Genomic DNA, 26,175 nt, shown 5'->3' on the forward strand with positions numbered 1-26,175 from the left:
GATACAATACGCAGCCGATGGCCTCGGTCACGCCGCAGCCCCCCGTGCCACGCGACGAGGCAACGCCGGACATTCCCGCCCTGCCCCGGCTGGAGGTCACGCGTCGCAGTGACGCACCCCCAACAGAGGCGTCCGAACGCCAAGCCCGGTTGGAGCGGTTCCTGTCGACGGAACCGATCGATGATGGTCTTGGTGATTTTCGCCTGCCCCCGCCCACCCCCGCCAAGGATACGCCGACCGCGCCCCCGGCGGATGCAGGCGACATCGAGCCTCGCCTGGCCGCAATTCGCGCCGAAAAGCTGACCGAACGTCAGTTGCGCATCGCCAAGCGGATCGCGGCCCTGCACCAGATAGAGGTCTCGTCCGCAGAAGAGGCGGTTTTGCGCCTGCGCGACCGGGGGATCGACCCGTCTCATCGCACCGCTGTCAGCAGCATTCTGTCGTCGGAAGGAACGCGCGCGCAGGCGGCACCGGCCCCCAACGCACCCGCGGTGCGGCAAGCGCCAGTGCCGTCGATCCTGCCCGACCGCAGCCCGTCGCTTCCCGGCCGCCCCGCCCTGCCATCCCGCGAGGAACTGACCGAGGAAAAGCGCGCCGCAGAGATCTATCGCATCCAACGCGACCTGGCCCGCCGCCGCCGCCGCCGCATGGCGATGCTGGTGATGCGTCTGGCGGTGTTCGTGTTCCTGCCGACCGCATTGGTCGGCATCTACTATGGACGCTATGCGTCTCCTCTGTTTGCCACTGTATCGCAGTTCCAGATCCAGTCCGCCGAAAGCGGATCCAGCGCCGGTGGGCTGGGCGGGATGCTGGGCGGGTCTGGCCTTGGTACGAACCAGGATGCGGTTGCGGTGCAAAGCTATCTGACATCACGCGACGCGATGCTGCGGCTTGACGAGGATCTCGGCTTTCGCCGTGCATTCCAGGACCCGTCGGTCGATGCGATCAAGCGTCTGCCCGCCGACGCCACGAACGAAGCGACGTTCAGTCTGTACAAGGACTCGGTCAAGATCGGGTACGACCCAACCGAGGGCGTCCTGAACATGGAGGTGATCGCCCCGGACCCGCAGCTGAGCGAGCAGTTTTCGCGAGCACTTATTTCGTATGCGGAACAACTTGTTGATGCGCTGACCTCGAGGATGCGAGCCGACCAGATGGACGGAGCCCGGGACACCTATCAGGACGCTGAGAACAAGATGCTTGCAGCCCAGGTCCGCGTACAGGAGTTGCAGGAAAGGCTGGGCGTGCTGGACCCCGTTGCAGAAAGCGGCGTCGTGATGGCACAGGTCAGCGTCCTCGAAGGGCAACTGGCCGAAAAGCAGCTTGAACTGGGTCAGTTGCAGGCAAATGCCCGCCCGTTGCAAAGCCGCGTGACGACCGTCGAAGGCGACATCGCACGCCTGCGCGATCTGATCGCACAGACCCGCCTGCAGCTGACGCAGGGCAACGACACCCGCAGCTCGCTTGCCGCCATCGGCGGAGAGCTGCGCGTGGCCGAGGCCGAGATGCTGACACGTCAGGAAATGCTGGCCGCTGCCGCCGCCCAGATGGAGACCGCGCGGATCGAGGCGAACAAGCAGGTGCGATATCTGTCGCTGTCCATCGCGCCCATTCCACCAGACGAAGCGACCTATCCCCGCGCGTTCCAGAACACGCTGGTGGCATTCCTAGTGTTTTCGGGTATCTATCTGATGCTGTCGCTGACGGCTTCCATCCTACGCGAACAGGTATCGACATGACGACTGCCAAACATATCCCCATCGGTTCGATCACCTGCGGCAACGACCTGCCGCTGACCGTGATCGCCGGACCCTGCCAGCTGCAAAGCCTGGACCACGCATTGATGATCGCCGACGTCATGGCCAGGGCCTGTGCCGACGCGGGCGCGTCCTTTATCTTCAAGGCCAGTTATGACAAGGCGAACCGCACATCGCTGTCGGGTCGCCGCGGCCTTGGCATCGACGAGGGGCTGGACATCCTGGCCGCCGTTCGCGACCGCTTTGGCTGTCCCGTGCTGACCGACATCCATGACGCCGATCAGGCGGTGCGCGCGGCGCAAGTGGTCGACGTGATCCAGATCCCGGCATTTCTGTGTCGTCAGACCGACCTGCTGCTGACGGCCGGACGCACGGGCGCGGTGGTCAACATCAAGAAGGGTCAATTCCTGGCGCCGTGGGACATGCCCAATGTCGCGGACAAGGTCGCATCGACCGGCAACGACAACATCCTGCTGACCGAACGCGGCGCCAGCTTTGGCTATAACACATTGGTGGCCGACATGAGGTCGCTGCCAATCATGGCGCGCACCGGCTATCCGGTGATCATGGACGCCACCCATTCGGTTCAACAGCCGGGCGGACAGGGCGGCAGTTCCGGCGGACAACGCGAATTCGCGCCGGTCATGGCCCGCGCCGCAGTGGCCCTCGGTGTTGCCGGCGTTTTCATAGAAACCCATGAGGATCCTGACACCGCCCCGTCGGACGGCCCCAACATGATCCCCCTGGACCGAATGCCGGCGCTGATTGCCTCGCTGATGGCCTTCGACCGGCTGGCAAAGGCCGATCCGCTGTCCGCATGATCCGTGTCCTGCTGATCCTGCTGGCGCTGGCGACCCCCGCAGGTGCCCAGATCGCCGACCCGTCAGCACCACAGACGCCAAGCGGGGCGATCTCAACCAGGGACGACCAGGCGACAGATCTGGCCATCCTTGCGCGCATTTCCAGTATCTTGGCACAAGTACCTGAATTTGATGGGGTCCGCGCCCGTGTTGATGCGGGAATCGTCACGCTGATCGGCGAGGTCACAGAGCAGCAGACGATATCCCGTCTGGAAACCCTGTTGGCCCGCGTCGAAGGGGTCGTCGCCATCGAGGATCAGGTGACTTTGTCCACCGATCTGGGCACGCGGCTGGTTTCCGTCCGTGACCGCTTTCAGTCGCGCCTGACCGCGGTGATCGCCGGCCTGCCCTTTATGGCGCTTGGTCTGGCGGTGGGGACCGTGATCGTGCTGGCGGGGGGCTGGTTGTCGCGGCGGGAACGGACCCTGTCCGGGATCGCGCCAAACCCCTTCATCGCAGGATTCCTGGCACAGACGATCCGGCTGACCGCCTGGATCGTGGCACTGGTCGTGGCGCTGGACCTGATGGGGGCACGGGCGCTGCTGGGCACATTACTGGGTGCGGCCGGCATCTTTGGTCTGTCGCTGTCCTTTGCGGCCCGTGACACGATCGAGGGGTTTGTGGCCACGATGCTGCTGTCGCTGCGCCAGCCTTTCAACCCCAATGACCTGATCGAGGTGAACGGCCTGCGCGGTCGGGTGATCCGCCTGACCAGCCGGGGCACGACGCTGCTGACGCTGGACGGCGACCACATCCGCATCCCGAACCAGATCATCTACAAGGCCGTTCTGATCAATTACACGCGCAATTCCGAACGCAGGTTCATGGTCGATCTGACCATCGATCCGGGCGCCGATCTGGGGCGTGCCCGCGATCTGGTACTCCGGGCGCTGGCTGGGATGGATTTTGTGTTGAAACGCCCTGAACCCGTCGCCTGGCTGGATGCCGAGGGTCCGGACCATGTCGTCGTTCGCGCCGGCGGATGGGTGTCCCAGGATGGCACCGATTTCGACCTGGCGCGAGGAGAGGCATTTCGCCTGCTGCGCCATGCGCTGGACACCAAGGGCTATCTGGTGCCGGACCCTGTTCACCGTATTCGGCTGGAACAGCCAGAGACCGAGGCGCGTCCCGCCCCCGCCCGCCCTTCGCGGCCCGCGGACGCACGCCTGTCGGACACGAACGCAGACGCCGCGTTCGAAGAGATGGTCGAGCGTGGCCGCATCGATGACGGTCGCGACCTGCTCAGTCCGACGCCGCGGGCCTAGGCGGCGCGACCAGCGGCGTCTGCGGATGCCCAGGCCCATTGAAAATTGTACCCGCCCAGCCAACCCGTCACATCGACGCATTCCCCGATAAAGGCCAACCCCGGTACCTGCCGCGCCTGCATGGTCCGCGCATCCAGATCACGCGTGTCCACGCCGCCCAGGGTAACTTCGGCGGTGCGATAACCTTCGGTGCCCACGGGCCGGACCTGCCAGCGGTTCACGCGGGCACCAAGCGCGTCCAACCGGGCGTTCGGCTGATCGGCCAGCCGAGCCTGCGCCAGCCCCGCGTCCGCGGCAACGGACTGCGCCAACCGTTCCGGCAGCATCTGCGCCAGAACCGTTGCGACCTGTGCCTTGCCGCCCCGTGCCGCTTTGAGTGCGGCGGCGATGTCGCGGTCGGGAGCCAAGTCAACCGTCAGCGCCTCTCCAGCCTGCCAAAAGCTTGAGATTTGCAGGATCACCGGCCCACTGAGCCCGCGATGCGTGAACAGCAATGCGTCGCGAAAGCTGCCCGTGCCATGGGTGATCCGCGCCTCGACCGACAGTCCGGCCAGGGGGCGGCACAATGCCAGATCCTGTTCCGCAAAGGTCATCGGCACCAGCGCGGGACGCGTGTCGACCAGGCGCAGGCCGAACTGGCGGGCCAAGTCATAGCCCAGCCCCGTCGCGCCGATCTTGGGGATGGACTTGCCCCCGGTGGCCACGACGACCCGCCCCGCGGTGATCGGCCCGTCAGAGGTCGCCACCACAAACCGCTCGCCGTCCTGCGCGACCCCGTCGATCACCGTGCCAAGGCGCAGATCCGCCCCGGCCATGCGATCAAGCAGCATATCGGTGATCTGCGTAGCCTTGCCGTCGCAGAACAGCTGCCCTTGGGTTTTCTCATGCCAGGCAATTCCCGCCCGGTCGACGAGATCGACGAAAGCCTGCGGGCGATAGCGTGCCAAGGCGCTGGCCGCAAAACGCGGATTGCCCGACAGGAATCGGTCGGGCGCCGTCGCCAGATTGGTGAAATTGCACCGTCCCCCACCCGAAATGCGGATCTTTTCCGCAGGCGTGGGCGCATGATCCAGCACGACGACCCGTCTGCCTTGCGCAAGGGCCGATCCGGCACAAAATAATCCGGCCGCACCGGCCCCTAGAATGATGATATCGGCATGTTCCATACCACGTCGATACCGAGCCTTTCGAACCGGGGCAAGATTTCTGCATTTTTCGTCTTGCACCCATCTGCGGGCTTGGGTAATCACCCTGCACAGTTGGGGCGTGGCCAAGTGGTAAGGCATCGGTTTTTGGTACCGTGTACCGTAGGTTCGAATCCTACCGCCCCAGCCAATATCTTCTAAGTCGTTGAACCTTATCGTCTTATTGAAGACGGACGGCCGATCTCGACCATTGTCCATCATGGCATTTATGTCCCCAGCCAAAGGGACCCGCCATGGGCATCGCCAATTTCATCTTCCGTCGGGGCGCGATCTACACGTGGCGTTGCCGCATTCCCAAACGTGCCGATTCAGTCGCAGCAAATCTCCAGGTGTCCGTTCGCACCGCTTGACCGTGAACAGCGCGCGGGCTGGCCATCATCGTGACGGCAGAGAGTGACCACGTATTTGACCGTATGGAAATGGAAAGTCTGACGCCCGATGTAGCGTGGCAGTGTCTCGAGATTGGTGATCCGCGACGAGTTAGAAGATACGGCACGGCGCACCCGCGCGACCCTTCATCCGCCGAAGACCGGCGCCCCAGTGGAAAGCGTTCACCACGACAGGTTGGCGGGCGAAGTTTTGCGCTTGGCTGCGTGCAAGGGCATAGGTGGATCTCGATGAGGACGGACGCTGCGAACTTACAGCGCGCTGCTATTGCGAAGCCGATATCAACCGGATTAACCACTATCAGCATCACCTCGGGCAAGCCGGGCGTCACGGCTTCGCTGACTTGGGACCGGGGAATGGAATTGGCGTCTCATCGCGAATTCGCCATCGCGACAGACGTCAGCGCCTTCATTTGTGATCCAAAGGGTCCGTGGCAGCGTGGTAGTATAGAAAACATCAATTGGTTGCTTCGCCGATACTTCCCGAATGGGAAGGACCTATCCATTTTACACGCAGAATGATCTTGACCAGTCGCTTTGTGGCTACGACGCAAGGCTACGGAAAACGCTTGGCTTCGAAACCCCGGCTGCTACATTCGAGAGCGCCGTTACCCTGACCGCTCGCAACTACTGCGGCTTTTTCAGGATATCACGATTAGCCGGGGAAACGATCCCACAAATATTTTCTCAATACGGCTTAAATGCTTCAGGACCGCATTCTCCCGCCACAGACGTTTCAGTCCGGCCTGCATATCGACAGAGGCCTCACTTGGCCCCCCTGCATCGCACCCCCGACCATGCGCTCGCCTCAGCGTCGATAGCCCGATGCAAAGATCCTCCGCGATCTCCCATCGCGTCCGATCGTTGGTCAGCGCAAGCCGCACTTGGAAATTGCGACGGCGAAGTTGCAATGCATCGGAGCCGAGTCGCCGCCCTGAACGGCCTCACCCCACGCGGCATCCCCGTCATTGCAGCAGGGCGATGAGACTGTCCGCGGAACGCGGAGCCTCGACCTACATCCGATTTGTGAAACAGAGCCCCGCTGGATCCACAGGATGAATTGCCTGTGTGGTCATGTCGCGTATTCGTACCGCCCCGAGTGCTTGTTTAGGCCACATAGCGCTCGAAGGCCAAGGGGCTTTTCCATCCCAAGGCTGAATGCCGGCGGCGCGGGTTTTAGAAGCCGTTAATGTAGTGAAAGATGGCCGTCTCAGCCTAGCGGCGAGTCTCCCAAGTGCGTCGCCAGATCAGCTCTGGCTTGATGGTTTTGAAGAAGGTCTCGACAGCAGCGTTGTCATAGCAATTGCCCTTGCAGCTCAATAACGCTTTCAGGCCATGTTCGCGCATGATTTTCTGGTAGTCATGCGAGCAGCGTTGGCTGCCACGGTCGGCTCGTGGAAGATGCAGCCCCGAGGTGGTGTTCGCAGAGCAATGGCCATCTTCAGCGCCCGAATCGCCAAATTGCGTTTCATGCGGTTGCTCACGGCCCAACCGATCACCCGCCGGGAATGCAGGTTCAGGAGCGAGACCATATCCGCCATCGCTCCGAGGACCATGGTCGAGCGCCAGATACATTCAGCCCTCGCGGGTCCAGATGTAGCTCATATCGCCCGCCCATTTCTGGTTCGGTCGATCTACGGTGAAGTCACGGTCCGAGCTAAGTTCGGTGCGATGTTCTACGTGTGGTCCCTGTCAGTGGTCGCTGTGAACTTCCTCGTTCTTTCAACGACGATACCGTTCTCGCGCAGTGAGACCGGTTCTGAAAACGATCCGGGGAATCGTTTTCCTGTCGAACGCGCCCGACCCTGCGGTGCCCGACATCGACGCCGACATCCTTTAGCTCTTCTTTCATCCTGGGGCGGCCGTAGCTATCCCGGCTCAGTCGCAATCGCTGCTTGATGTGCGCCAGAACCACCATGTCCATGTGCTGCCTGCGGCTGGCAGGGCGGCTGCGCAAAGCCCTCAACCCGCGGGGGCTGACATTCATCACCCGACACAGCCGGTCGATCGGGAAAGCCCCGCACTGTTCCTCAACGAACCGGAACCTCACGGTGTATGGCATTCCCTCGAATCCATGGCGTTCATGCCCTCCATGGCTCGTGAAGAGCCGGGTGGCTTTATTTAGGATGCCCCTCTCCTCGCGAAGTATGCGGTTCTCACGCCGAAGCCGGTCGGTCTCAGGCGCAAGTTCACGATCCTCAATCGACACCGCATCTGTGTCACCATGCTTGGTTATCCACTTGTTCAGCGTCGCCATCCCGATCCCAAGATCATCAGCGATTCGTTTGCATGAGAGCCCGCTGGTCAGGGCGATCCACGCCGCATTTTTTCGAAATTCATCCGTTCTTACCGCGCCCACAGTTTATCTCACTTGCCGCACATCATGCCACAAAACGAGCGGCACCAAACCGCGACAGGTCCGCCTGTTCTGTGCGGCAACGCAGGACAGCATCAACGTGCCTTACGCGGACATGATGCTGCGGACGGCCTCGGCGGCGAGGGGCGCGTTGCGGCGGCGGAACTCCTCGGGGTCCCATTCCGACAGCGATCCGGCGATATGGATGGCGGCAATCGGGCGTCCTGTCGCATCCGGGATCGCCACTCCAAGTGCGACCTCTCCCATCAGGATCTGCTCCACCGCCAGCGCGTGGCCCGTCTGTCGTGCCAATTCGATCTGATCCCGGATTGCCTGAGGGTCGGTCAACGTGCGGGGGGTCAGCGGCTGCAGGCTGGCCTGGGCCAGGATCCGGTCGACCTCGGGCGGGGGCAGCATCGCCATGACCGCCCACCCTCCCGATGTACAGGTCGTGGGCACGGTGTTGCCGACCAAGGTTGCAAAGAACGTCTCGCGTTTGCTTTGCATCCGCGCGGCATAAACCATGCGCTGTCCGTCGAAAATCGACAGGTCGACCCGTTCGCGGACATTGCGGCGCAGGTCCAGAAGGACCGGACTTGCGCGCCGCACCAACGGGTTGAGGCGCAGATAATCATGCGTCAGATCAAGAATGGGCAGGTCCAGACGAAAGCCGCGGCCATCTTCTGACAGCGTCAGGTACCCCAACTTGCGAAAAGTGTGCACCAACCGTTGCGCCGCGCTGCGGCTGAGCGAGGCCCGATTGGCGATCTGTGTCAACGACAGAGCACCGTCAGCATCGCGAAACGCCTCCAGAACGCTCATTCCGCGGGCAAGCGACTGAACGAACAGGGCATCATCTGCCTGCGGAATGTCCGGCGCGTGATTTTTGCGTGGCATGCAATCTCCGACATTGACACGAACAATTCTACGTCAATACGCTCGCAATACAATGCAACTGTATCGGATGACAATACATTGCTTATCCCGGCGCCCCCTGCCCGTCCCCTGCGCATCGCACTTGCCGGGTTTGTTCACGAAAGTAATTCCTTTGCTCCAAGTCCCGCCGACATGGCGGCCTTTGAACAAGGCGGTGGCTATCTGCCGCTTTGCCGGGGAGAACAGATCACTGATCGCGCGCGGAACGTGAACCTGCCCATCGCCGGTGCGATTGCGTATGGCGAACGACAAGGCTGGGACATGGTGCCGCTGGTCTGGGCGGGCGCCGTACCGTCGGCGCCGGTGACGGCCGACTGTTATCGGGACCTGATGGAGGAGATCCTGCGGGGACTGCGTCAAGCGGGCCCGTTGGACGGTGTTTTCCTGGACCTGCATGGAGCGATGGTGGCCGATGGCGTCCCCGATGGCGAGGGCGCGCTGTTGGCCCGGATACGGCAGACAGTAGGCCCCGACATGCCCATCGTCGCCGCGCTGGACCTGCACGGCAATATCAGCGCGCGGATGATGGACAGTGCCGACCTGATGGTCGGCTTTCGCACCTATCCGCATGTCGACATGGCCCAGACCGGGCATCGCGCTGCACAGCATCTGGACCGGCTGATGGGTGGTGCCCCGAATGCCAAGGCATTCCGGCAGCTGGACTTTCTGATCCCCATCGCGTGGCAGGCGACCGATGCCCAGCCCGCCGCCGCGTTGTACGACATGGTCGCTGCCTGCGACGATCAGGGCTGTGCGTCGCTGTTAATGGGCTTTCCGGCAGCCGATTTCGTTGACTGCCGCCCTTCGGTCATCGCCTATGCCGACACGCAGGCGCAGGCCGATGCGATGGCCGACCGCCTGGCGCAGGCGCTGCGCGAGGCCGAACCCGCGTTTCGCGGCGACTGCTTTGCCCCCGCCGACGGCGTGGCCGAGGCAATGCGCCGGACCGCGGACCAGCCGGTCATCCTGGTTGATACGCAGGACAATCCCGGCGCGGGGGGCAACTCCGACACGACCGGCATGCTGCGCGCGCTGGTCGCGGCCGATGCACAGAATGCGGCCATCGGGCTGATTACCGACCCCGCGGCGGCGGCGGCGGCCCATGCCGCAGGGGTGGGCGCCACGGTCGAACTGTCCTTGGGCGGGCGGTCCGGCATTCCGGGCGACGCGCCGTTTCAGGGTCGGTTCACCGTCAATGCGCTGTCAGACGGGACGTGTCATGCAACCGGCCCTTATTACGGCGGCGCGCATCTGGCGCTTGGGCCGTCGGCCTGCCTTCGCATCGGCGGCGTGCGCATCGCCGTCGCATCAGAAAAGGCGCAGATGGCCGATCGGCAGATGTTCCGGTTCCTGGGCATCGTCCCCGAGGATCAGGCCATTCTGGTCGTCAAAAGCTCGAACCACTTCCGTGCCGATTTCGCCCCCATCGCGGCGGCGATCCTGACCTGCGCCGCGCCCGGGCCGATGCCCGTCAGCCCGGCCAGCCTGCCGTTCCGCCACCTTGCCCCCGGCCTTCGGCTAGAGCCGGGCGGCGCCCCCTTCACACCCCCCGCGCAAGGCTGACGCCAAGAACAGCCCGCGGACCCGTTCAACAGAGAGGACACCATGCTCAAGACATTGACCGCCACCCTGCTGGTTTCGACCATGCTGACAGGCACGGCCTGGGCCCAGACCACCGTCAAGGCCGTGATGCATTCCGGCCTGCGCGTGCTGGACCCGGTGATCACCACCGCCCATATCACGCGCAACCACGCCTATATGATCTATGACGTGCTGATCGCCCAGGATGCGGAATTCCAACCACAGCCGCAGATGGCCGACTGGACCATCTCGGACGATCAGCTGACCTATACATTCACGCTGCGCGATGGCCTGACCTTTCATGATGGCGCGCCGGTGACGGCGGCCGACGCCGTGGCCTCGCTGAACCGGTGGGGACAAAAGGATGCGGGCGGCCAGGTCATCATGGACCGCACCGCCAGCCTTGAGGCTGCCGACGACACGACGATCACCTGGACCCTGACCGAACCCTTTGTGCCGATGCTGGACGTGCTGTCCAAGCAATCTGCCCTGCCGCCCTTCATCATGCCCGCCCGCGTGGCCGAAACCTCGGCTGATGAGGCGATCACCGAATACGTGGGATCAGGGCCGTTCCGGTTTGTCGAAGCAGAGTTTCAGCCGGGCCTGATGGTCGTCTATGAAAAGTTTGACGAATACGTGCCCCGCCAAGAGCCCTCCGACTGGATGGCAGGCGGCAAGGTCGTGAACGTGGACCGCGTCGAATGGGTGAACATGCCCGACGTCCAGACCGCCGTGAACGCGCTGTCGGGCGGAGAGATCGACTATATCGAGGCGATGCAGGTCGACCTGATCCCGCTGTTGGAGGGCGATCCGAACATCGTCGTCGAGACGCGCGAACCCACCGGCATGCAGACGATGACGCGGATGAACTTTCTGCACCCGCCCTTTGACAACGTTCAGGTGCGCCAGGCCGCCATCAAGGCGATCACCCAGGAACCCGTTCTGGCCGCGATGGTCGGCAACCCCGAATACTATTCGGTCTGCGGCGCGATCCTGGGCTGCGGCACCCCGCTGGAAAGCGTGGCGGGCACGGACACACTGACCCAGGGAGGCGGCGCCGAGGACGCGCGGTCGCTGCTGGAACAGTCGGGGTATGACGGCACACCCGTCGTGCTGATGGCACCCACCGACATGGTCGCGCTGGCCACCCAGCCGGTCGTCGTATCGCAGATGCTGCGCGAGGCGGGGTTCGAGGTCGAGCTGCAGCCGATGGACTGGCAGACGCTGGTGACGCGCCGCGCCAGTCAGGCGGCCCCGGCCGAGGGTGGCTGGAACGTGTTCATCACCAACTGGATGGTGCCTGAAATCTCGAACCCGATTTCCAACCCGATGCTGAACGGACGGGGCAACGACGCCTGGTTCGGCTGGCCCACCGACGAGACCATCGAGAGCCTCAAGGAGGAGTTCATCGACGCCCCGGACGCCACCGCCCAGGCCGCGGTCGCCGAAAAGATCCAGGCCCACGCGATGGAAAACGCCCTGCTGATCCCGCTTGGACAATACACCCTGCCCCAGGCGCGGCGCACCACGATCACCGAGATGATCAACTCGCCCGTGCCGGTCTTCTGGGGTCTGCAGAAATCGCAGTGATCCTGCCCCTGAAAATGCGTGGGGAGCGGTCCTGCCGCCCCCCTTCCCGTCCGATCGGAGAAACCTGATGCTGGGGTATATCCTGCGGCGCTGCCTTGCCGTCATTCCGGTGATGCTGTTGGTCGCCGTCTTTGTCTTTCTGCTGCTGCGCCTGACGCCGGGCGACCCGGCCGCGATCATCGCGGGCGACATGGCCACCCCCGCCCAACTGGCGCGCATCCGCGAGGCGATGGGCCTGAACGACCCGCTGCACGTGCAGTTCGTGACATGGGTGGGACAGCTGTTGCACGGCGATCTGGGCGTTTCGCTGATCTCGAACACGCCGGTGGCCACGATGGTTGCGGACCGCATCGCGCCGACGCTGTCCATCGCAGTGCTGACGATCATCATGTCGGTCGCCCTGGCCGTGCCGATGGGCGTGCTGGCCGCATGGAAACATCGCAGCGCCGCCGATTATGCGGTCATGACATTCTCGGTCCTGGGCTTTTCGGTCCCGGTCTTTGTAATCGGCTATCTGTTCATCCTGATCTTTTCGCTGCAACTGGGCTGGTTTCCTGTTCAGGGTTACACGCCGCTGTCTGCGGGACTGGGCGGGTTCCTGTCGAACGCCTTTCTGCCCGCACTGACACTGTCGACGATCTATATCGCGCTGATCGCGCGCATGACCCGCGCCAACATGCTGGAGGTTCTGGGAGAGGACTATATCCGCACCGCCCGTGCCAAGGGCGCCCCCGAACGCACCGTCCTGTTCCGCCACGCGCTCAGGAACGCGGCCGTGCCCATCCTGACCGTGATCGGCACCGGCTTTGCCCTGCTGATCGGGGGCGTGGTGGTCACCGAAACCGTCTTTAACATCCCCGGCGTCGGCCGCCTGACGGTCGATGCGATCCTGGCGCGCGATTACCCGGTGATCCAGGCGATGATCCTGCTGACCAGCTTTCTGTACGTGCTGGTGAACCTGCTGATCGACCTCAGCTACAGCCTCTTTGACCCAAGGATCCGTTATTGATGGTACAGGTACCGCAACCGACCTCGGCGATGCAGCCGGTCCTGCGCGCGCTGCGCCTGCCGCAATTCGGCCTGGGCAGCAAAATTGCGGCACTGGTGCTGGCGTTCATCGTCGTCCTGACGCTGCTGGCGGGCTGGATCGCGCCGCACGACCCGCTGACCATGAACCCCATGGCGCGCCTGCAGGGTCCGATCGAGGGTCACCCCCTGGGCACCGATAATTTCGGTCGCGATATTTTCAGCCGGGTGCTGATCGGGGGACAGCTGTCGCTGATCATCGGCATCGCCACGGCGGTGGTGTCGGTCCTGCTGGGGCTGATCATCGGCATGATCGCGGGGTTCTTCCGCACCGCGGACGCGATCATCATGCGGATGATGGACGCACTGATGGCGATCCCGTCGATTCTGCTGGCCATCGCGCTGGTGGCGCTGAACGGGCCGTCGGTCGGATCGGTCATCGCCGCGATCACCATCCCCGAAATCCCCCGCGTCGTCCGTCTGGTCCGCGCCGTGGTCCTGTCGGCACGCGAGGAACCCTATGTCGAGGCCGCAATCGCCCTGGGCACGCCCATGCCCAAGATCCTGGTGCGGCACCTGGTGCCGAACACCACCGCACCGCTGATCGTGCAGGGCACCTATATCCTGGCATCCGCCATCCTGACCGAGGCGATCCTGTCCTTTCTGGGCGCGGGCGTCAGCACCGAGACCCCCACCTGGGGCAACATCATGGCCGAGGGTCGGCTGTTCTTTCGCATCAAGCCGGAACTAATCCTGTATCCGGGCATCGCGTTGTCGCTGTGCATCCTGTCGATCAACCTTCTGGGCGACGCGGCGCGCGACATGCTGGACCCGCGGCTAAAGAAACGGGCGGGGTAAGACCATGCTGTTCAAGACACGCAATTTCGACGCCAAGGACGTGGTGCTGCAGGCACGCGGCCTGACCGTGACCCTGCCGGACACGCCGGGCAATCCGGGTGTTCTGAAATCCATCGACGTGACCATCCGCGCAGGCGAGACCGTCTGTCTGGTGGGCGAATCCGGGTCGGGGAAATCGGTCACCTCACTGGCGATCATGGGGCTGCTGCCCCAGGCACTGCGCGTTGCCGGCGGCACGATTCAGCTGCAGGGCCGCGATCTGCTGCCCCTGACGCAGGCCCAGATGCGCGAACTGCGCGCGGCCCGCGTCGCCATGATCTTTCAGGAACCCATGACCGCGCTGAACCCGGTGCTGCGCGTGGGCGACCAGATCATGGAAGTGATGGAGCTGCACACGGACCTGCCAACGGCGGAGCGCCGCAGGCGCGCCGTGGCGATCATGGAACAGGTGCATCTGCCCGACGTTGAACGCATCTTTCGATCCTATCCCCACCAGTTATCGGGCGGTCAGCGCCAACGGATCATGATCGCGATGGCGCTGGTGCTGGAACCGGTCCTGCTGATCGCGGACGAACCCACGACCGCGCTGGACGTGACCACGCAGAAACAGATCCTGGCGCTGATCGACGAATTGCAACGTGATCACGGCACGGCGGTGCTGTTCATCACCCATGACATGGGTGTCGTCGCAGAGATTGCCGACACCGTCTATGTCATGAAGCACGGAGAGATCGTCGAACACGGTGCGGTCGAGACGCTGTTGCGCGCGCCGCAGGCGGATTACACCCGCAAGCTGCTGCAGGCCGTGCCTAGCCTGTCACCACGCGACGCCCGACCCGCCGCGGACGACGCGGTCCTGAAGGTCGAGCGTCTGAACAAGATCTATGGCGGCGGTGGCATCCTGAAAAAGCTGCCGCAGGCCCATGCGGCCAAAGACGTAACATTTTCCCTGTCGCGGGGACGCACCTTGGGCATCGTCGGCGAAAGCGGTTCGGGCAAATCGACGGTTGCGCGGTGCATCATGCGGCTGATCGACCCCAGTTCGGGGCGGATCCTGCTGGACGATGCCGACATCGCGGGCCTGTCGCGCGGCGCCATGCGCCCGCACCGGCGCAAGCTGCAGGTGGTGTTCCAGGATCCCATGAGGTCGCTGAACCCCCGTTGGACCATCGGCGAGAGCCTGATCGAGGGGCCGCTGAACTATGGCACATCACGCGCCGATGCCATGGCCGAGGCCGCGCGCCTGATGGGTGTCGTGGGCCTGCCCACGGACGCATTGGCCCGCTATCCGCATCAGTTTTCTGGCGGGCAGCGGCAAAGGATCGCGATCGCCCGCGCGGTGATGATGCGCCCCGACGTTCTGGTCGCCGACGAGGCGGTGTCGGCGCTAGACGTATCGGTGCAGGCGCAGGTGCTGGACCTGCTGGATCAGTTGCAGCGTGATCTGGGCATCGCCATCGTGTTCATCACCCACGACCTGCGTGTGGCCGCCCAGATCTGCGACGAGGTGATCGTCATGCAGCGTGGCGCGGTCGTCGAACACGGCCCCGCCGACCAGGTGCTGGCGGCACCCGCCCACCCGTATACCCGCGCCCTGATCGAGGCCGCCCCCGGCCGGTCATGGGACTTTCAGAACTTTCGTGAGATGCCAAAGGTGAACCATGCCGAACCTGCCTGAGATCGACGCCGCCGTCCCCGACATGACGGCCATCTTCCGTGACCTGCATGCCCACCCCGAAATCGGCATGGAGGAGGTCCGCACCAGCGCCGTCGTCGCGGCAAAGCTGCGCGAATGGGGCGTGGACGAGGTCCACGAGGGCATCGGCCAGACCGGCGTCGTGGGCATCGTGCGTGGCCGCGGCCAGGGCAACCGCCGCATCGGCCTGCGCGCCGACATGGACGCGCTGCCGATCCATGAGGCGACGGGCCTTGCCCATGCCTCGACACAGCCCGGCAAGATGCATGCCTGCGGCCATGACGGGCACACGACGATGCTGCTGGGGGCTGCGCAGTATCTGGCCCGGACGCGCAATTTCGACGGCACGGCGGTGCTGATCTTTCAGCCCGCCGAGGAGGGTCTGGGCGGCGCCCGCGCCATGATCGCCGACGGCCTGTTCCAGCGTTTTCCAGTGGACGAGGTCTACGGCATGCACAACCAGCCCACCGGCCAGTCGGGCAAGGCGACATTGTGCAAGGGGCCGGCGATGGCGGGGGCGTCCTTTTTCGACATCACCGTGACGGGCAAGGGCAGCCATGCCGCGATGCCGCAACAGTCGCGTGACGCACTGGTCGCGGCATCCGGGCTGGTTGGACAGTTCCAGACGATCCTGGGTCGCAACGTCGCGCCGCTGGATCAGGCCGTGCTGTCAGTGACCCAGATCCACGCGGGCAGCGCCTATAACGTCGTGCCGGAAACCGCGACCCTGGCGGGCACGATCCGCTTTTTCAGGCCAGAGGTCCGCGATCTGATGCAGGCCCGCATGCGCGCCATCTGCAACGGCGCCGCACAGGCGTTCGACCTGCAGATCACCTGCGACTTTCGCGAAATTTTCGATGTGCTGGTGAACGATGCCGATCTGTCGGACGCCTGGACCCAGGCCGCCGCCGACGTGTTAGGCGCCGAAAACGTCCGCGACGACAGCGCCCCCTTTACCGGATCCGAGGATTTCGCCGACATGTTGCAGCAGGTTCCCGGCGCCTATGGCAATGTCGGCCACACGGGCACCGTACCGCTGCACAATCCGGGCTTTGTGCTGGACGAGGCGATCCTGCCGGTCGGCGCGTCCATCTATGCCCGGCTGATCGAACGTCGCCTGCCGGTGGCGGCATGAGCGCGCTTGACCTGCCGTTTGACGATGATGCGATGCTGGCGGGACTGCGCCCCTGGGTCGAATGCGAAAGCCCGACCTGGGACGCGGCCGCCGTCAGCCGCATGATGGATTTGGCCGCGCGCGACCTGTCTGCCATCGGGGCCACGGTCGAGACGGTGCCGGGAACCAAGGGGTTCGGCACCTCGATCCGTGCGACTTTTCCGCATCCGGATCAGGGCAAGCCAGGCATCCTGGTGTCGGGTCATCTGGATACCGTTCACCCGATCGGTACGCTGGAAAAGCTGCCGTTCCGGGTTCAGGACGGCAAGGCCTGGGGCCCGGGCATTCAGGACATGAAGGGCGGAAATTACGTTTTCCTGGAGGCGATGCGCCAGATCGCGCGCGCCGGCCTGACCACCCCTCTGCCCGTGACCTTCCTGTTCACGCCGGACGAAGAGGTCGGCACCCCCGCCACCCGCACCCTGATCGAGGATGCCGCTCGCGGACAGCGCGCCGTGCTGGTGCCCGAACCCGCATTGGCAGACGGGGGCGCGGTGATCGGCCGATACGCCATCGCGCGTTTCGACCTGCTGACCCATGGACGCCCCAGCCACGCTGGCTGGGCACTGAAAGACGGGCGGTCGGCCATTGCCGCAATGGCCCGCCGCATCCTGGAAATCGAGGCAATGACCACCGGGGACTGCACCTTTTCCGTGGGTGTCATCCATGCCGGGCAATGGGTCAACTGTGTCGCGTCCGAATGCCGGGCCGAGGTGCTGTCCATGGCCAAGACGCAGGCCGATCTGGACCACGGCGTTGCGGCCATGCTGGCCCTGCAGGGCGAACGGGACGGGGTCCGGTTCACCGTCACCCGCGGCGTCACCCGCCCGGTCTGGGAGCCGCAGCCCGGCACGATGGCCCTGTACCATCTGGCGCGCGATCTGTCCGCGCAGATCGGGTTCGACCTGTCGTCGGATCGGTCCGGTGGCGGGTCTGACGGCAACTTTACCGGTGCGATGGGGGTCCCGACACTGGACAGCATCGGCGTGCGTGGCCGCGGCCTGCACACACTGGATGAGCATATCGAGGTTTCCAGCCTGACCGAGCGTGCGCGCCTGGCGGCGGGCCTGCTGACCCAGATCACCTGAGGGCCCGATGAACGCACTTTACGACCTGACCGCCGCCGCGATGACCGAGGGCTTTGCCGAGCGCAGCCTGTCCCCCGTCGAGGTGACCCGCGCCGTCCTGGACCGGATCGATGCATGCGAGCCGGTGCTGAACGCGATGTGGACCGTTGATCACGACACGGCGCTGGAGGCTGCCCGCGCCTCGGAGGACCGCTGGCGGAACGGCAATCCGTTGACGGTGAACGGCGTGTCACTGGACGGTGTGCCGATCACCATCAAGGAGAACATCGCGACCCGCGGTTTGCCGATGCCCCTTGGCACCGCGGTCAGCGACATGACCCCGCGGACCCAGGACGCCCCCCCTGCCGCCCGCATGCGCGAGGCTGGGGCGGTTTTTCTGGGCCGCACGACCATGCCCGATTTCGGAATGCTGTCGTCGGGCCTGTCCAGCTTTCACCGGCTGGCGCGCAATCCGTGGAACACCAAAATGAACCCCGGCGGGTCAAGCGCCGGGGCCGGGGCCGCCGGGGCGGCGGGATACGGGCCGATCCACCTTGGAACCGACATCGGCGGCTCGATCCGACTGCCTGCGGCGTGGTGCGGTCTGGTGGGGCTGAAGCCCAGCCTGGGCCGCGTGCCGATCGATCCGCCGTTCATGGGCCGCGCTGCGGGACCGATGACGCGGACGGTGCGCGACGCCGCGATGGCCATGGCGGTGCTGTCGCAGCCGGACCCGCGCGACCACATGTCCCTGCCCCCCGCGACGATCGACTGGCTGGACCTTGATCAGGATCTGGCGGGCCTGCGCATCGGGGTGCTGGCGGATGCGGGTTGCGGCATGGCCGTCGATCCGCAGGTTCGCGATGCCGTGACCGCAGCCGCCGCATTGTTCGAACAAGCCGGCGCAATCATCTGCCCCATCGATCCTTGGATGACCCCCGACCTGCTGCAGGGACTGGACGATTTCTGGCGCACACGTGCAGGGCTGGACGTACTGGCGCTGAACCCGCAACAGCGGGCGGCGGTCCTGCCGCAGGTGCGGGACTGGGCAGAATCGGGGTTGGGCCGCTCCGGAGAGGACGTCTGGCGCAGCTATGGCGCCACGGTCGAGATTCGCCGTCGCACTACGGTTGTCACGACCGATCTGGACCTGATCCTGTCCCCCATCTCCCCTAATGTGGGCTTTCCGGCGGATTGGGCCTATCCGGCCGACAACGATGTGACCCGTGCGATGCAGCACATCGCCTTTACCGCGCCCTTCAACATCGGGGAACAGCCGGCGATCAGCGTGCCCTGTGGATACGACGCTGCGGGCGTGCCGATCGGTTTGCAGATCGCCGGCCGCCGGTTTGATGATCTGGGGGTGCTGCGGGCCGCACGGGCATGGGAACGGATCGCCCCGCCCAAACGCCCCTGGCCTGCAGTCGCAGGCTGATCATAGGCGGGCTTGTCCTTGGCAATGAACGGGGCGGCCGCTTCGGTCAGGTTATTGTCGGCAAAGCCGTGCGGCAACCACGCCCTGCAACAGGGCGCAGGTCACGGGACAGGCGGTTGGCTGCGTTGGCAACTGCGAAACATGCGCCGTGACCGCCTCCCGCGGTAAGCACATCGATGAAGGCCGCACCCCGGATCCCCTTCTGTCGCGTACAGGCCGCCCGCCTGCCTATCAGAAGTGATGTGAGCTGATCCGACATCACCGGTATGAATAACGCTTGGAGCAGGCACAGCCTACCCGGCTTGGCCCTTTGCGGGGCTCGGGGTGCCACGGCTGAATCCACGGACACCCTGCCCGCGTCACGCGCCAGCGCTGGCGGCCACACCATGCCGGCTGTCATCCGATCCATCGTCTTCGCCAAGTCTGCATCGGGACACGCTTACACCATGACAGACCTTAATTTTCGATATAACTACAGTGGCTTATAATGACATTTGACGAACGGACGCGCATCGCGACACGCATGGCCTTTTTGGACGGCAGCCGGGCACGGCCCACAGTGCCATCCTGTCAGAGAGGACCCACCGATGTACCGTGTCATCGGGTTGATCGGGCGCGGAACCGCAGCTAACGTCCATGCGGCCATCACTTCGGCCCGAGCCACCATGGACGCGTCATAGGAGGCATTGACTACTACTGATCATGCGCAAACTCTTGTGCAGATGTCCGATCAGGTCATGGGCCGGCCAAATGACCTTGCAATGGGCGAGACCCTGTTCGTCCCCAAGCGCCTGAGCCACTCGCGTTGAACTTGGATCGCGCTGGCTCATCTTCCAAATTGCCACAGCGGTACTGCAGGCAAGCTGATCGGCACCACGACCCTCTATCCACAGGGCTCTGGCTTGCATGAACCGCGCGGCGTCTGTGGCATCATCATTCAGTGGGGCTAATCCTGTGCGGCGCAGTCGCGCCAGCCCCGGGCACGGGCAACGCCGTGGTGCTGCCCCCGGCCATGACGCCGCCATGACCGCGCTGCTTTCTACACAAACTGCGGATCGGGAGGGCTTGGACCCCGAGGCTTTCGCCGTTGGGACCCGATGTGGCTGCCGCGTTTTCCGGGCATTCAAGCTGCCTCACCCGTCTATTATCCAATCGGTCGGAGCGGGCCCGGCATTCTGCGCGCAGCTGCGGCGAATGCCGGGCCTGACACGCGTCAAATTACGGACAATCCGCCCCAGATCACTTTCAACGATCCCAACGTCGATTGGACGATCCTGATCCTGATCGCTGCCTGTATAAAAATGCCAGCAAGACCTGTACGGCGGTGTCCCGCCTCCTGGTATCACGCAGGCGTCTAAACCATCTCCGCCGACGCACCGCCGACATCGTCCGGGGCCTGAGGGTCGCTCCGGCACAGAAAGGATCCGATTTGAGTCCGCTAGTGCCAGCGAGCGTCCGGCCCGATCAAACGCTGGCGCAGCGAATGATTTATGGTCCTGTGCATGTCATGATGCCGTTTGCCTGAGAGATAAAAGCGCCGTGCATCGCCAACGGTACGGCTGGTCGCTGGCATGTGGAACGTCAGGGCGTCGTCAGTTGTGCGTCGCAAGCCGGTTGAACGGTGGTCAGGTTTTTACAAACAACCATGCTACCGGTATCGGTGTCAGCTCGCCCTGTCTGCAGATCGACATATTGAGTCGTAGACGCAAAATGGGGCCCGAGGGACTGTGTGGATACGCCCGCAACAAGACCGTCGCGTTTCACCACGGCTGACACGGGGCGCAGAACGCCCCGATTGCCGATCAGAACACCGTGACTTGTGTGCCGATTTCCGCGACCGCATACAGCCGTTCGACATGTTCATTATAGAGGCCATAGCAGCCAGACGACGATCGCCGCCCGATCTTGCGCGTGTCATGGGTCCCGTGAACCAGATAGGCGGGCCAGCCAAGATACAGGCCGAATTTCCCCAACGGATTTTCAGGTGCTCCGCCCTCGACCCGCTGCGGCAGGCTTGGGTCCTTGACACGCATGCTGGGCGTGGGGGTCCAGGATGGGTTGGCGACCTTGCGGACGATCTCGGTCTGACCACGGCGTGTCAGTTCGTCCGTCATCGGGATCGCGCAGGGGAACACGAAATGCACGCTCTCGTCACCCGACCAGTAATGGACGGCGCGCGATGTCACGTCCGCCAGCAGCACGCCCTTGCCGATCGAGGGATAGAAATCACGCCAGTGCCGGGCACGGAACGACGACTGGTTGCGCTGCGGTCCCGCGTCGGCCTGACCATAGGCCGTGGCGGGGATAAGGACGCCAGCCGCCGCAAGCCCCTGAAGGAAGGTCCGTCGGTCGCCAAAGGGACGATTCGTTGCCATGCTGCTGCCTCGTTCTTGATTTCGTCTTTCGAACAACAATAGTCGTGCCGGACCCGTCCCCCAAGCCCCTCCGGAAAAGTTCACCACCAACCCCGGAGTTTTTGCAACAGATAGACCCCTGTCGCCAGACGCGATCAAGCATCAGGCAGCGGGCGCGGCGGTCGTATCGATTGCAGGAGCGCGCCCAATGCAGCGCGACTGAGCGGCTTTACCAGCGTCTTGTCCATGCCGGCTGCCTGAAATCTGGCAAGATCTTCGGGCATCGCATGAGCAGTCAAAGCGACAATCGAAGTGTCCCGATTGGGGCCGCCGGCGCGGATGCGAAGTGCGGCCTCTACGCCGTGCAGGCGCGGCATGCTGATATCCATCAGGATCAGATCAAAGCGGCGGGTACCCGCAAGTGTGACGCCGACCAGACCGTCCTCTGCCTCGGTCACCTCGCATCCCTGCCTCCGCAGCATTTCACGCGCGACCAGGCGGTTGATGGCGTTGTCCTCGACCAACAGAACGCTCAATGTGGGGCATTCGGGACTGGCAACGGCAGCCGGTGACATTTTATCTTGCGTGGCAAAGGCAGGTTGCAGGGGCAACGTCACACGGAACGACGTGCCGCTGCCCGGTTCACTCGTCACAGCAATCTGCCCACCCATCGTGTCGACCAGACCTTTAACGATGCTGAGACCCAGCCCTGTTCCCTCGACCTTGCGATCGAACGTCGAACCAAGGGTCACGAAGGCATCGAATATCCGATCAAGATCGGCTGCCGGGATGCCGATCCCTGTGTCCGTAACGCTCAGTTCGACAGTGCCCTGCTGGCACGTCCTGTCGACATGAACCGTGATCTGTCCATTTTCGGTAAACTTGATGGCATTTCCGACGAGGTTGACAACGATCTGCTCCAGACGTGCGGCATCGCCCAGCACCGGCCCGCCAACACCGCCCGTATGCACCGTCGTCAGAGTGGTCCCAGCCGCCTGTGCCTGGCTTTGAAGCCCCAGAACAGCCGTATCGACAAGCGCCCGCAGATCAACAGGATTTTGCGCCAGCACCAGGCGGCCGCTGCGCACCCGCGAGGTATCCAGCACATCGTTGACATGGCCAAGCAGCATCCGGCCCGAATGCTCCATCGCGGCGATGTACTGGCGCTGACGGTCGTCCAGCTCGGTCAGGCACAGCAGGTCCAGCAGCCCCAGGATACCGTTCAACGGGGTGCGCATCTCGTGGCTCATCACGGCGATCATGCGGGTCTTGGCCTGTTCGCCCGCCACGGCGCGGTCGCGTGCCTCGATGAGTTCATCTTCTTGTGCGGCACGCCGGGAGACGTCGCGAACGAACGCGACCATCAGCGGCCCATCTTCGCCGCGGGCGACAGACATGGACAATTCGACCGGGATGATGCGGCCGGACTTGTGCCGTGCCGTCGACTGCAGAATCTCGGGCGTGCCGTCATTCAGGCGGGTCGTGCCGTCGCGGACCGCAGCCAAGCCGCGCTGCACCTGCGCACGATCGTCGTGAGGGGTCAGCAGATCGACGACGTCGCCGCCCAGAACCTCGGACCGGTCATAGCCATAGATGCGCTGTGCCGCGGCGTTGAAACCCTGGATCTGCCCGTCCGGGCGGGCCACCAGGATCGCGTCGATCGACGCCTCGAACAGGGAATCGAGGCGGTCACTGACAGCAGCAATACGGCGGCTTCGATCGCCCGCCATGCGCACCATTATGGCAAGAACCACCACGCTGCCCGTCAGCACAATGAACAACGGTACGACCAGCAATGACAGCGTGGTCAGCGCGCGCGCCACACCCTGGTGACGCGATGCTGACGTTTCGGCAAACAAGCGGACCCCCTCAAGGGATATTTTCCGGATCAGGGGCACGGCCTTATCAATGGTCGTGATGATCCGGGGCAGTTCCGCGATCAGCCCAACATCATCGCCGTCTATTGCGGGCAACGCCATGCCAAGGTCGGCTTGAATAGTGTCAAGCACAGCGGTGATGCCCGGTTTCGCCCGCAGCCGATCATAGGTCCGCCCCTGCTCCAGGGTCAGGATACGCGAATAGAAAATGTCGAACATACGGCGCAGATCCTGCGCCTGCTGAGCCGTGGCGCCCGGTGCAGCCAGCAGCATGGCCGCACGCTGCAGGGCCATGACCTCGACTTCTGACTGGGCCAGAAACCACTGGGTGTTGTCGGTGGCGGCGGTCCCCATCTCGTCGATCTGGCGGCGGGCGTCCATCTGCAGCATCCAGACCGCCAGGCCCATGACCACGATCGCAATACCAAAACAGGCGGGCATCAATCTTACAGCACGCGCCATGCAGGGAGTGTGCAGATCACGGCCCGCCACGTCTATCACCGGAGCGACTCGATGCGAACCATCTGCCAGATGCTGCGTGCCAGGATCAGTTCGGATTGCAGGGCGGGGTCAGAATCATACGGATAGACCAGCCACAACGGACCCTTGTCGCGCACCGACATCGCCTTTCCGTCCATCTGCAGGGCCACGATGGGATAGTCCGCCGTCACGGTCGTCACCGGAATCTGAACCGCGTACTCGTTGATGGCGACTGCTGACACGACGCCTGCGTCAATGCCCGCGTCTGTCAGAACCGCCTGCAATGGTACGCCGGTAAAGGCTGTCTGCCGTTCCGTCCAGATGGTCGAGGTGGTAAAGCTGACCAGTCCAAGCGCACTCAGCGCGGCCTGATCATAGTTACGCGTGCCATCGGGGCCATCAACGGTCAACAAGGGGTCGCCGGCCTGTGCCGCCCCCCCCAGCGCGAGCAAAAGAAACAGGGCTGTGGTCTTCATGGGGCAGCCTTTGAAAAACGGGGTAATGGTCGAGAGGGGTAGTCCCGTCACATTGCGCTCATCCACGCGATTTTGGCAGCAAACCCTTGCTAAAATGTTAGCGAACCGGCGGTCGCTTTACTTGTATGGAAGTATGGTATAGTCCGGCGCCAAGAGGTTTTTCATGATTCCGGTTCGCGCTGCAACGACGTCCCAGCAGGTCCATGAGTGGCTGTACCGCTGCGTGCTGCGCGGCGATCTGCTGCCGGGAACCCGCCTGTCCGAAACCGAAATCGCGGCACAGGTCAACCTGTCGCGCCAACCTGTGCGCGAGGCATTCATCCGCTTGGCCGCAGACGGTCTTGCCGAGGTCCGGCCCCAACGCGGCACGTATATCGGACGCATATCGATGCGTGCAGTCCTGTCGGCGCGTTTCATCCGCGAGGCCGTCGAAAGCGACCTTGCCCGCCAGGTCGCGAACACACGTCCCGATCTGGCCGCGATGGCGTCTGAACTGATCGAACAGGAACGCTGCGACGTCGCAAGTGATGTGCCCGGGTTCATTGAATCCGATGACCGCTTTCATCGGTCCATGGCGCTGGCTGCATCTCAGGCGGGCGTCTGGCAAGACCTGGAACGGCTCAAGGCTCAGATGAACCGCCTGCGTCACCTGTCGATGCGGGTCTTTGACCGAAGCGAGACGATAGCACAACACCGCGCCATCCTGACCGCGCTGCAGGCCGGCGACGCGGACGCGGCCGAGGGTGCGATCCGCATCCACCTGCAACAGATGCTGACCGAACTGCCGCAGATGGCCGCGGCACATCCTGATTATTTCACCGACTGAAAGGCCCCGTCCTATGCCGCACCCTGATCTTCGTCCCGCATCCCCGTCCCGTATCCTGTCCATCGGCGAGGCCATGGTCGAGATGTCGCGCGCCTCTGATCCGGACCTGTGGCGCATGGGAATTGCGGGCGACACGCTGAACACCGCCTGGTATCTGCGCCGCCTGTTGGACGACGCATGGCAGGTGGATTACCTGACCCGCGTCGGCACCGGCGATTTTTCGAACCGGATGGTGGATTTTCTGCAGGCAGAGGGTTTGGACACCGCTCATGTCACCCGCCAGGCTGATGCCGAGATCGGTTTGTACGCGATTAGCTTGGCAAACGGCGAACGCAGCTTTTCGTATTGGCGGGATAATTCCGCCGCACGACGGTTGGCCGATGATCCCGCCCTGCTGGATACGGCGCTACAGGGTTGCAAAATGGCCTATCTGTCGGGGATCACGCTGGCGATCCTGCCGCCCCAAGGGCGTGCAAGCCTGCTGCAGGCACTGGACGATGCCCGGCAGGCCGGCACGACGGTCGTCTTTGACACCAACCTTCGCCCGCGACTGTGGTCCGACGCGGAAACGATGCGCACGGTCACTCAGGATGCGGCAGGTCGGGCTGACCTTGTCCTGCCCAGCTTTGATGACGAAGCCGCGTTGTTCGGCGACGCTGACCCCCGGGCCACGCTTGACCGGTATCTGACCCTCGGCGCGGCACAGGTCGTGGTCAAGAACGGCGGCGGTCCGATCCTGTTCGGCGGGCATGACGGTGAGGGCTGCATCGATGATCTGAGCATCGACGCCCCGGTCGACAGCACCTCGGCTGGTGACAGCTTCAATGCGGGCTATCTGGCGGCGTGGCTGACAGGCTCTGATTGCGCGGATGCCGTCCGGGCCGGCCATGCGCTTGGGCGGCAGGTCATCCGCCATCCAGGCGCCCTGATCCGGCAAGCAGTCGCGGACGCACGCCCGTAACGCTGATCC

The 26,175-nt window shown here is 64.0% G+C and carries 18 protein-coding genes, 1 tRNA gene and 1 pseudogene; 14 read left to right on the forward strand and 6 right to left on the reverse strand.

Annotated features, from left to right (window positions below):
• The first annotated feature begins 17 nt into the window (after positions 1 to 17).
• The 3 genes from ACJJVR_RS16085 to ACJJVR_RS16095 are packed head-to-tail and all read left to right on the forward strand — an operon-like array spanning position 18 to position 3,882.
• A complete protein-coding gene (locus ACJJVR_RS16085) occupies positions 18 to 1,739 on the forward strand; it encodes a capsule biosynthesis protein (protein WP_405406072.1) in 1,722 nt (573 codons plus the stop codon).
• Positions 1,736 to 2,578, forward strand: a complete 843-nt coding sequence (kdsA, locus tag ACJJVR_RS16090) for a 3-deoxy-8-phosphooctulonate synthase (RefSeq protein WP_405406074.1) — start codon at positions 1,736 to 1,738, stop codon at positions 2,576 to 2,578. The genes ACJJVR_RS16085 and kdsA overlap by 4 nt, the downstream gene beginning before the upstream one ends.
• On the forward strand, positions 2,575 to 3,882 hold the full coding sequence (locus ACJJVR_RS16095; RefSeq protein WP_405406076.1) for a mechanosensitive ion channel domain-containing protein: 1,308 nt from the start codon (positions 2,575 to 2,577) through the stop codon (positions 3,880 to 3,882). The genes kdsA and ACJJVR_RS16095 overlap by 4 nt, the downstream gene beginning before the upstream one ends.
• Here ACJJVR_RS16095 and ACJJVR_RS16100 read toward each other — a convergent pair.
• A complete protein-coding gene (locus ACJJVR_RS16100; RefSeq protein WP_405406077.1) occupies positions 3,879 to 5,048 on the reverse strand; it encodes an NAD(P)/FAD-dependent oxidoreductase in 1,170 nt (389 codons plus the stop codon). The genes ACJJVR_RS16095 and ACJJVR_RS16100 overlap by 4 nt on opposite strands.
• Before the next feature lie 94 nt (positions 5,049 to 5,142).
• Between ACJJVR_RS16100 and ACJJVR_RS16105 the strand changes: the two genes are divergently transcribed.
• Positions 5,143 to 5,217 (forward strand) — tRNA-Gln (locus tag ACJJVR_RS16105).
• A gap of 1,363 nt (positions 5,218 to 6,580) precedes the next feature.
• Here the strand turns inward: ACJJVR_RS16105 and ACJJVR_RS16110 are convergent.
• Positions 6,581 to 7,832: pseudogene (locus ACJJVR_RS16110) on the reverse strand (IS3 family transposase).
• 102 nt (positions 7,833 to 7,934) lie between these two features.
• Positions 7,935 to 8,726 carry an IclR family transcriptional regulator gene (locus tag ACJJVR_RS16115; RefSeq protein ID WP_405406079.1) on the reverse strand — a complete coding sequence of 264 codons (792 nt, stop codon included), beginning with the start codon at positions 8,724 to 8,726 and terminating at the stop codon, positions 7,935 to 7,937.
• Between the two features lie 78 nt (positions 8,727 to 8,804).
• On the opposite strand from ACJJVR_RS16115, the gene ACJJVR_RS16120 reads away from it, so the two are divergent.
• The 8 genes from ACJJVR_RS16120 to ACJJVR_RS16155 all read left to right on the forward strand — a co-directional run bounded on the left by ACJJVR_RS16120 (position 8,805) and on the right by ACJJVR_RS16155 (position 19,192).
• Positions 8,805 to 10,328 carry a M81 family metallopeptidase gene (locus ACJJVR_RS16120; RefSeq protein WP_405406080.1) on the forward strand — a complete coding sequence of 508 codons (1,524 nt, stop codon included), beginning with the start codon at positions 8,805 to 8,807 and terminating at the stop codon, positions 10,326 to 10,328.
• A 42-nt stretch (positions 10,329 to 10,370) separates the two neighbouring features.
• On the forward strand, positions 10,371 to 11,936 hold the full coding sequence (locus tag ACJJVR_RS16125) for an ABC transporter substrate-binding protein (protein WP_405406081.1): 1,566 nt from the start codon (positions 10,371 to 10,373) through the stop codon (positions 11,934 to 11,936).
• Between the two features lie 67 nt (positions 11,937 to 12,003).
• The gene (locus ACJJVR_RS16130; protein ID WP_405406083.1) at positions 12,004 to 12,945 is read left to right on the forward strand and encodes an ABC transporter permease; all 942 of its coding nucleotides are present in this window, start codon (positions 12,004 to 12,006) and stop codon (positions 12,943 to 12,945) included.
• Positions 12,945 to 13,820: an ABC transporter permease gene (locus tag ACJJVR_RS16135; protein WP_405406084.1), complete on the forward strand. Its 876-nt coding sequence runs from the start codon at positions 12,945 to 12,947 to the stop codon at positions 13,818 to 13,820. The genes ACJJVR_RS16130 and ACJJVR_RS16135 overlap by 1 nt, the downstream gene beginning before the upstream one ends.
• Positions 13,821 to 13,824: 4 nt before the next feature.
• Entirely contained in the window at positions 13,825 to 15,498 is a 1,674-nt protein-coding gene (locus ACJJVR_RS16140; RefSeq protein WP_405406085.1) for an ABC transporter ATP-binding protein, read from the forward strand.
• Positions 15,482 to 16,651, forward strand: coding sequence for a M20 aminoacylase family protein (locus ACJJVR_RS16145; protein WP_405406086.1), 1,170 nt, complete (start codon positions 15,482 to 15,484; stop codon positions 16,649 to 16,651). The genes ACJJVR_RS16140 and ACJJVR_RS16145 overlap by 17 nt, the downstream gene beginning before the upstream one ends.
• Positions 16,648 to 17,778, forward strand: coding sequence for a M20/M25/M40 family metallo-hydrolase (locus ACJJVR_RS16150; protein ID WP_405406087.1), 1,131 nt, complete (start codon positions 16,648 to 16,650; stop codon positions 17,776 to 17,778). Before ACJJVR_RS16145 ends, ACJJVR_RS16150 begins: the two co-directional genes overlap by 4 nt.
• A 7-nt stretch (positions 17,779 to 17,785) precedes the next feature.
• On the forward strand, positions 17,786 to 19,192 hold the full coding sequence (locus tag ACJJVR_RS16155) for an amidase (RefSeq protein WP_405406088.1): 1,407 nt from the start codon (positions 17,786 to 17,788) through the stop codon (positions 19,190 to 19,192).
• Between the two features lie 1,802 nt (positions 19,193 to 20,994).
• Here ACJJVR_RS16155 and ACJJVR_RS16160 read toward each other — a convergent pair.
• From ACJJVR_RS16160 to ACJJVR_RS16170, 3 genes are all read right to left on the reverse strand, one after another.
• Positions 20,995 to 21,567, reverse strand: coding sequence for a L,D-transpeptidase (locus ACJJVR_RS16160; RefSeq protein WP_405406089.1), 573 nt, complete (start codon positions 21,565 to 21,567; stop codon positions 20,995 to 20,997).
• 134 nt (positions 21,568 to 21,701) lie between these two features.
• Complete coding sequence (locus ACJJVR_RS16165) at positions 21,702 to 23,864, reverse strand: ATP-binding protein (protein WP_405406091.1); 2,163 nt, start codon at positions 23,862 to 23,864, stop codon at positions 21,702 to 21,704.
• Between the two features lie 56 nt (positions 23,865 to 23,920).
• Positions 23,921 to 24,379 (reverse strand): molybdopterin-dependent oxidoreductase, encoded by a 459-nt coding sequence (locus ACJJVR_RS16170; protein ID WP_405406093.1) that lies wholly within the window; start codon positions 24,377 to 24,379, stop codon positions 23,921 to 23,923.
• 163 nt (positions 24,380 to 24,542) lie between these two features.
• Here ACJJVR_RS16170 and ACJJVR_RS16175 point away from each other — a divergent pair, with 163 nt between their 5' ends.
• Complete coding sequence (locus tag ACJJVR_RS16175) at positions 24,543 to 25,205, forward strand: GntR family transcriptional regulator (RefSeq protein ID WP_405406094.1); 663 nt, start codon at positions 24,543 to 24,545, stop codon at positions 25,203 to 25,205.
• Positions 25,206 to 25,218: 13 nt separating this feature from the next.
• Entirely contained in the window at positions 25,219 to 26,166 is a 948-nt protein-coding gene (locus tag ACJJVR_RS16180) for a sugar kinase (protein ID WP_405406096.1), read from the forward strand.
• Positions 26,167 to 26,175: the final 9 nt, after the last annotated feature.

Origin of the sequence: Paracoccus sp. Ld10 (assembly GCF_045064235.1) — a bacterium.
GTDB lineage: Bacteria > Pseudomonadota > Alphaproteobacteria > Rhodobacterales > Rhodobacteraceae > Paracoccus.

What these genes read in the sequence shown, in the direction of transcription:
- ACJJVR_RS16085 (WP_405406072.1), top strand. Translation starts at nt 18, where the DNA reads ATGGCCTCGGTCACGCCGCAGCCCCCCGTGCCACGCGACGAGGCAACG.
- kdsA (WP_405406074.1), top strand. Translation starts at nt 1,736, where the DNA reads ATGACGACTGCCAAACATATCCCCATCGGTTCGATCACCTGCGGCAAC.
- ACJJVR_RS16095 (WP_405406076.1), top strand. Translation starts at nt 2,575, where the DNA reads ATGATCCGTGTCCTGCTGATCCTGCTGGCGCTGGCGACCCCCGCAGGT.
- ACJJVR_RS16100 (WP_405406077.1), bottom strand. Translation starts at nt 5,048, where the DNA reads ATGGAACATGCCGATATCATCATTCTAGGGGCCGGTGCGGCCGGATTA.
- ACJJVR_RS16115 (WP_405406079.1), bottom strand. Translation starts at nt 8,726, where the DNA reads ATGCCACGCAAAAATCACGCGCCGGACATTCCGCAGGCAGATGATGCC.
- ACJJVR_RS16125 (WP_405406081.1), top strand. Translation starts at nt 10,371, where the DNA reads ATGCTCAAGACATTGACCGCCACCCTGCTGGTTTCGACCATGCTGACA.
- ACJJVR_RS16130 (WP_405406083.1), top strand. Translation starts at nt 12,004, where the DNA reads ATGCTGGGGTATATCCTGCGGCGCTGCCTTGCCGTCATTCCGGTGATG.
- ACJJVR_RS16135 (WP_405406084.1), top strand. Translation starts at nt 12,945, where the DNA reads ATGGTACAGGTACCGCAACCGACCTCGGCGATGCAGCCGGTCCTGCGC.
- ACJJVR_RS16140 (WP_405406085.1), top strand. Translation starts at nt 13,825, where the DNA reads ATGCTGTTCAAGACACGCAATTTCGACGCCAAGGACGTGGTGCTGCAG.
- ACJJVR_RS16145 (WP_405406086.1), top strand. Translation starts at nt 15,482, where the DNA reads ATGCCGAACCTGCCTGAGATCGACGCCGCCGTCCCCGACATGACGGCC.
- ACJJVR_RS16150 (WP_405406087.1), top strand. Translation starts at nt 16,648, where the DNA reads ATGAGCGCGCTTGACCTGCCGTTTGACGATGATGCGATGCTGGCGGGA.
- ACJJVR_RS16155 (WP_405406088.1), top strand. Translation starts at nt 17,786, where the DNA reads ATGAACGCACTTTACGACCTGACCGCCGCCGCGATGACCGAGGGCTTT.
- ACJJVR_RS16160 (WP_405406089.1), bottom strand. Translation starts at nt 21,567, where the DNA reads ATGGCAACGAATCGTCCCTTTGGCGACCGACGGACCTTCCTTCAGGGG.
- ACJJVR_RS16165 (WP_405406091.1), bottom strand. Translation starts at nt 23,864, where the DNA reads ATGCCCGCCTGTTTTGGTATTGCGATCGTGGTCATGGGCCTGGCGGTC.
- ACJJVR_RS16170 (WP_405406093.1), bottom strand. Translation starts at nt 24,379, where the DNA reads ATGAAGACCACAGCCCTGTTTCTTTTGCTCGCGCTGGGGGGGGCGGCA.
- ACJJVR_RS16175 (WP_405406094.1), top strand. Translation starts at nt 24,543, where the DNA reads ATGATTCCGGTTCGCGCTGCAACGACGTCCCAGCAGGTCCATGAGTGG.
- ACJJVR_RS16180 (WP_405406096.1), top strand. Translation starts at nt 25,219, where the DNA reads ATGCCGCACCCTGATCTTCGTCCCGCATCCCCGTCCCGTATCCTGTCC.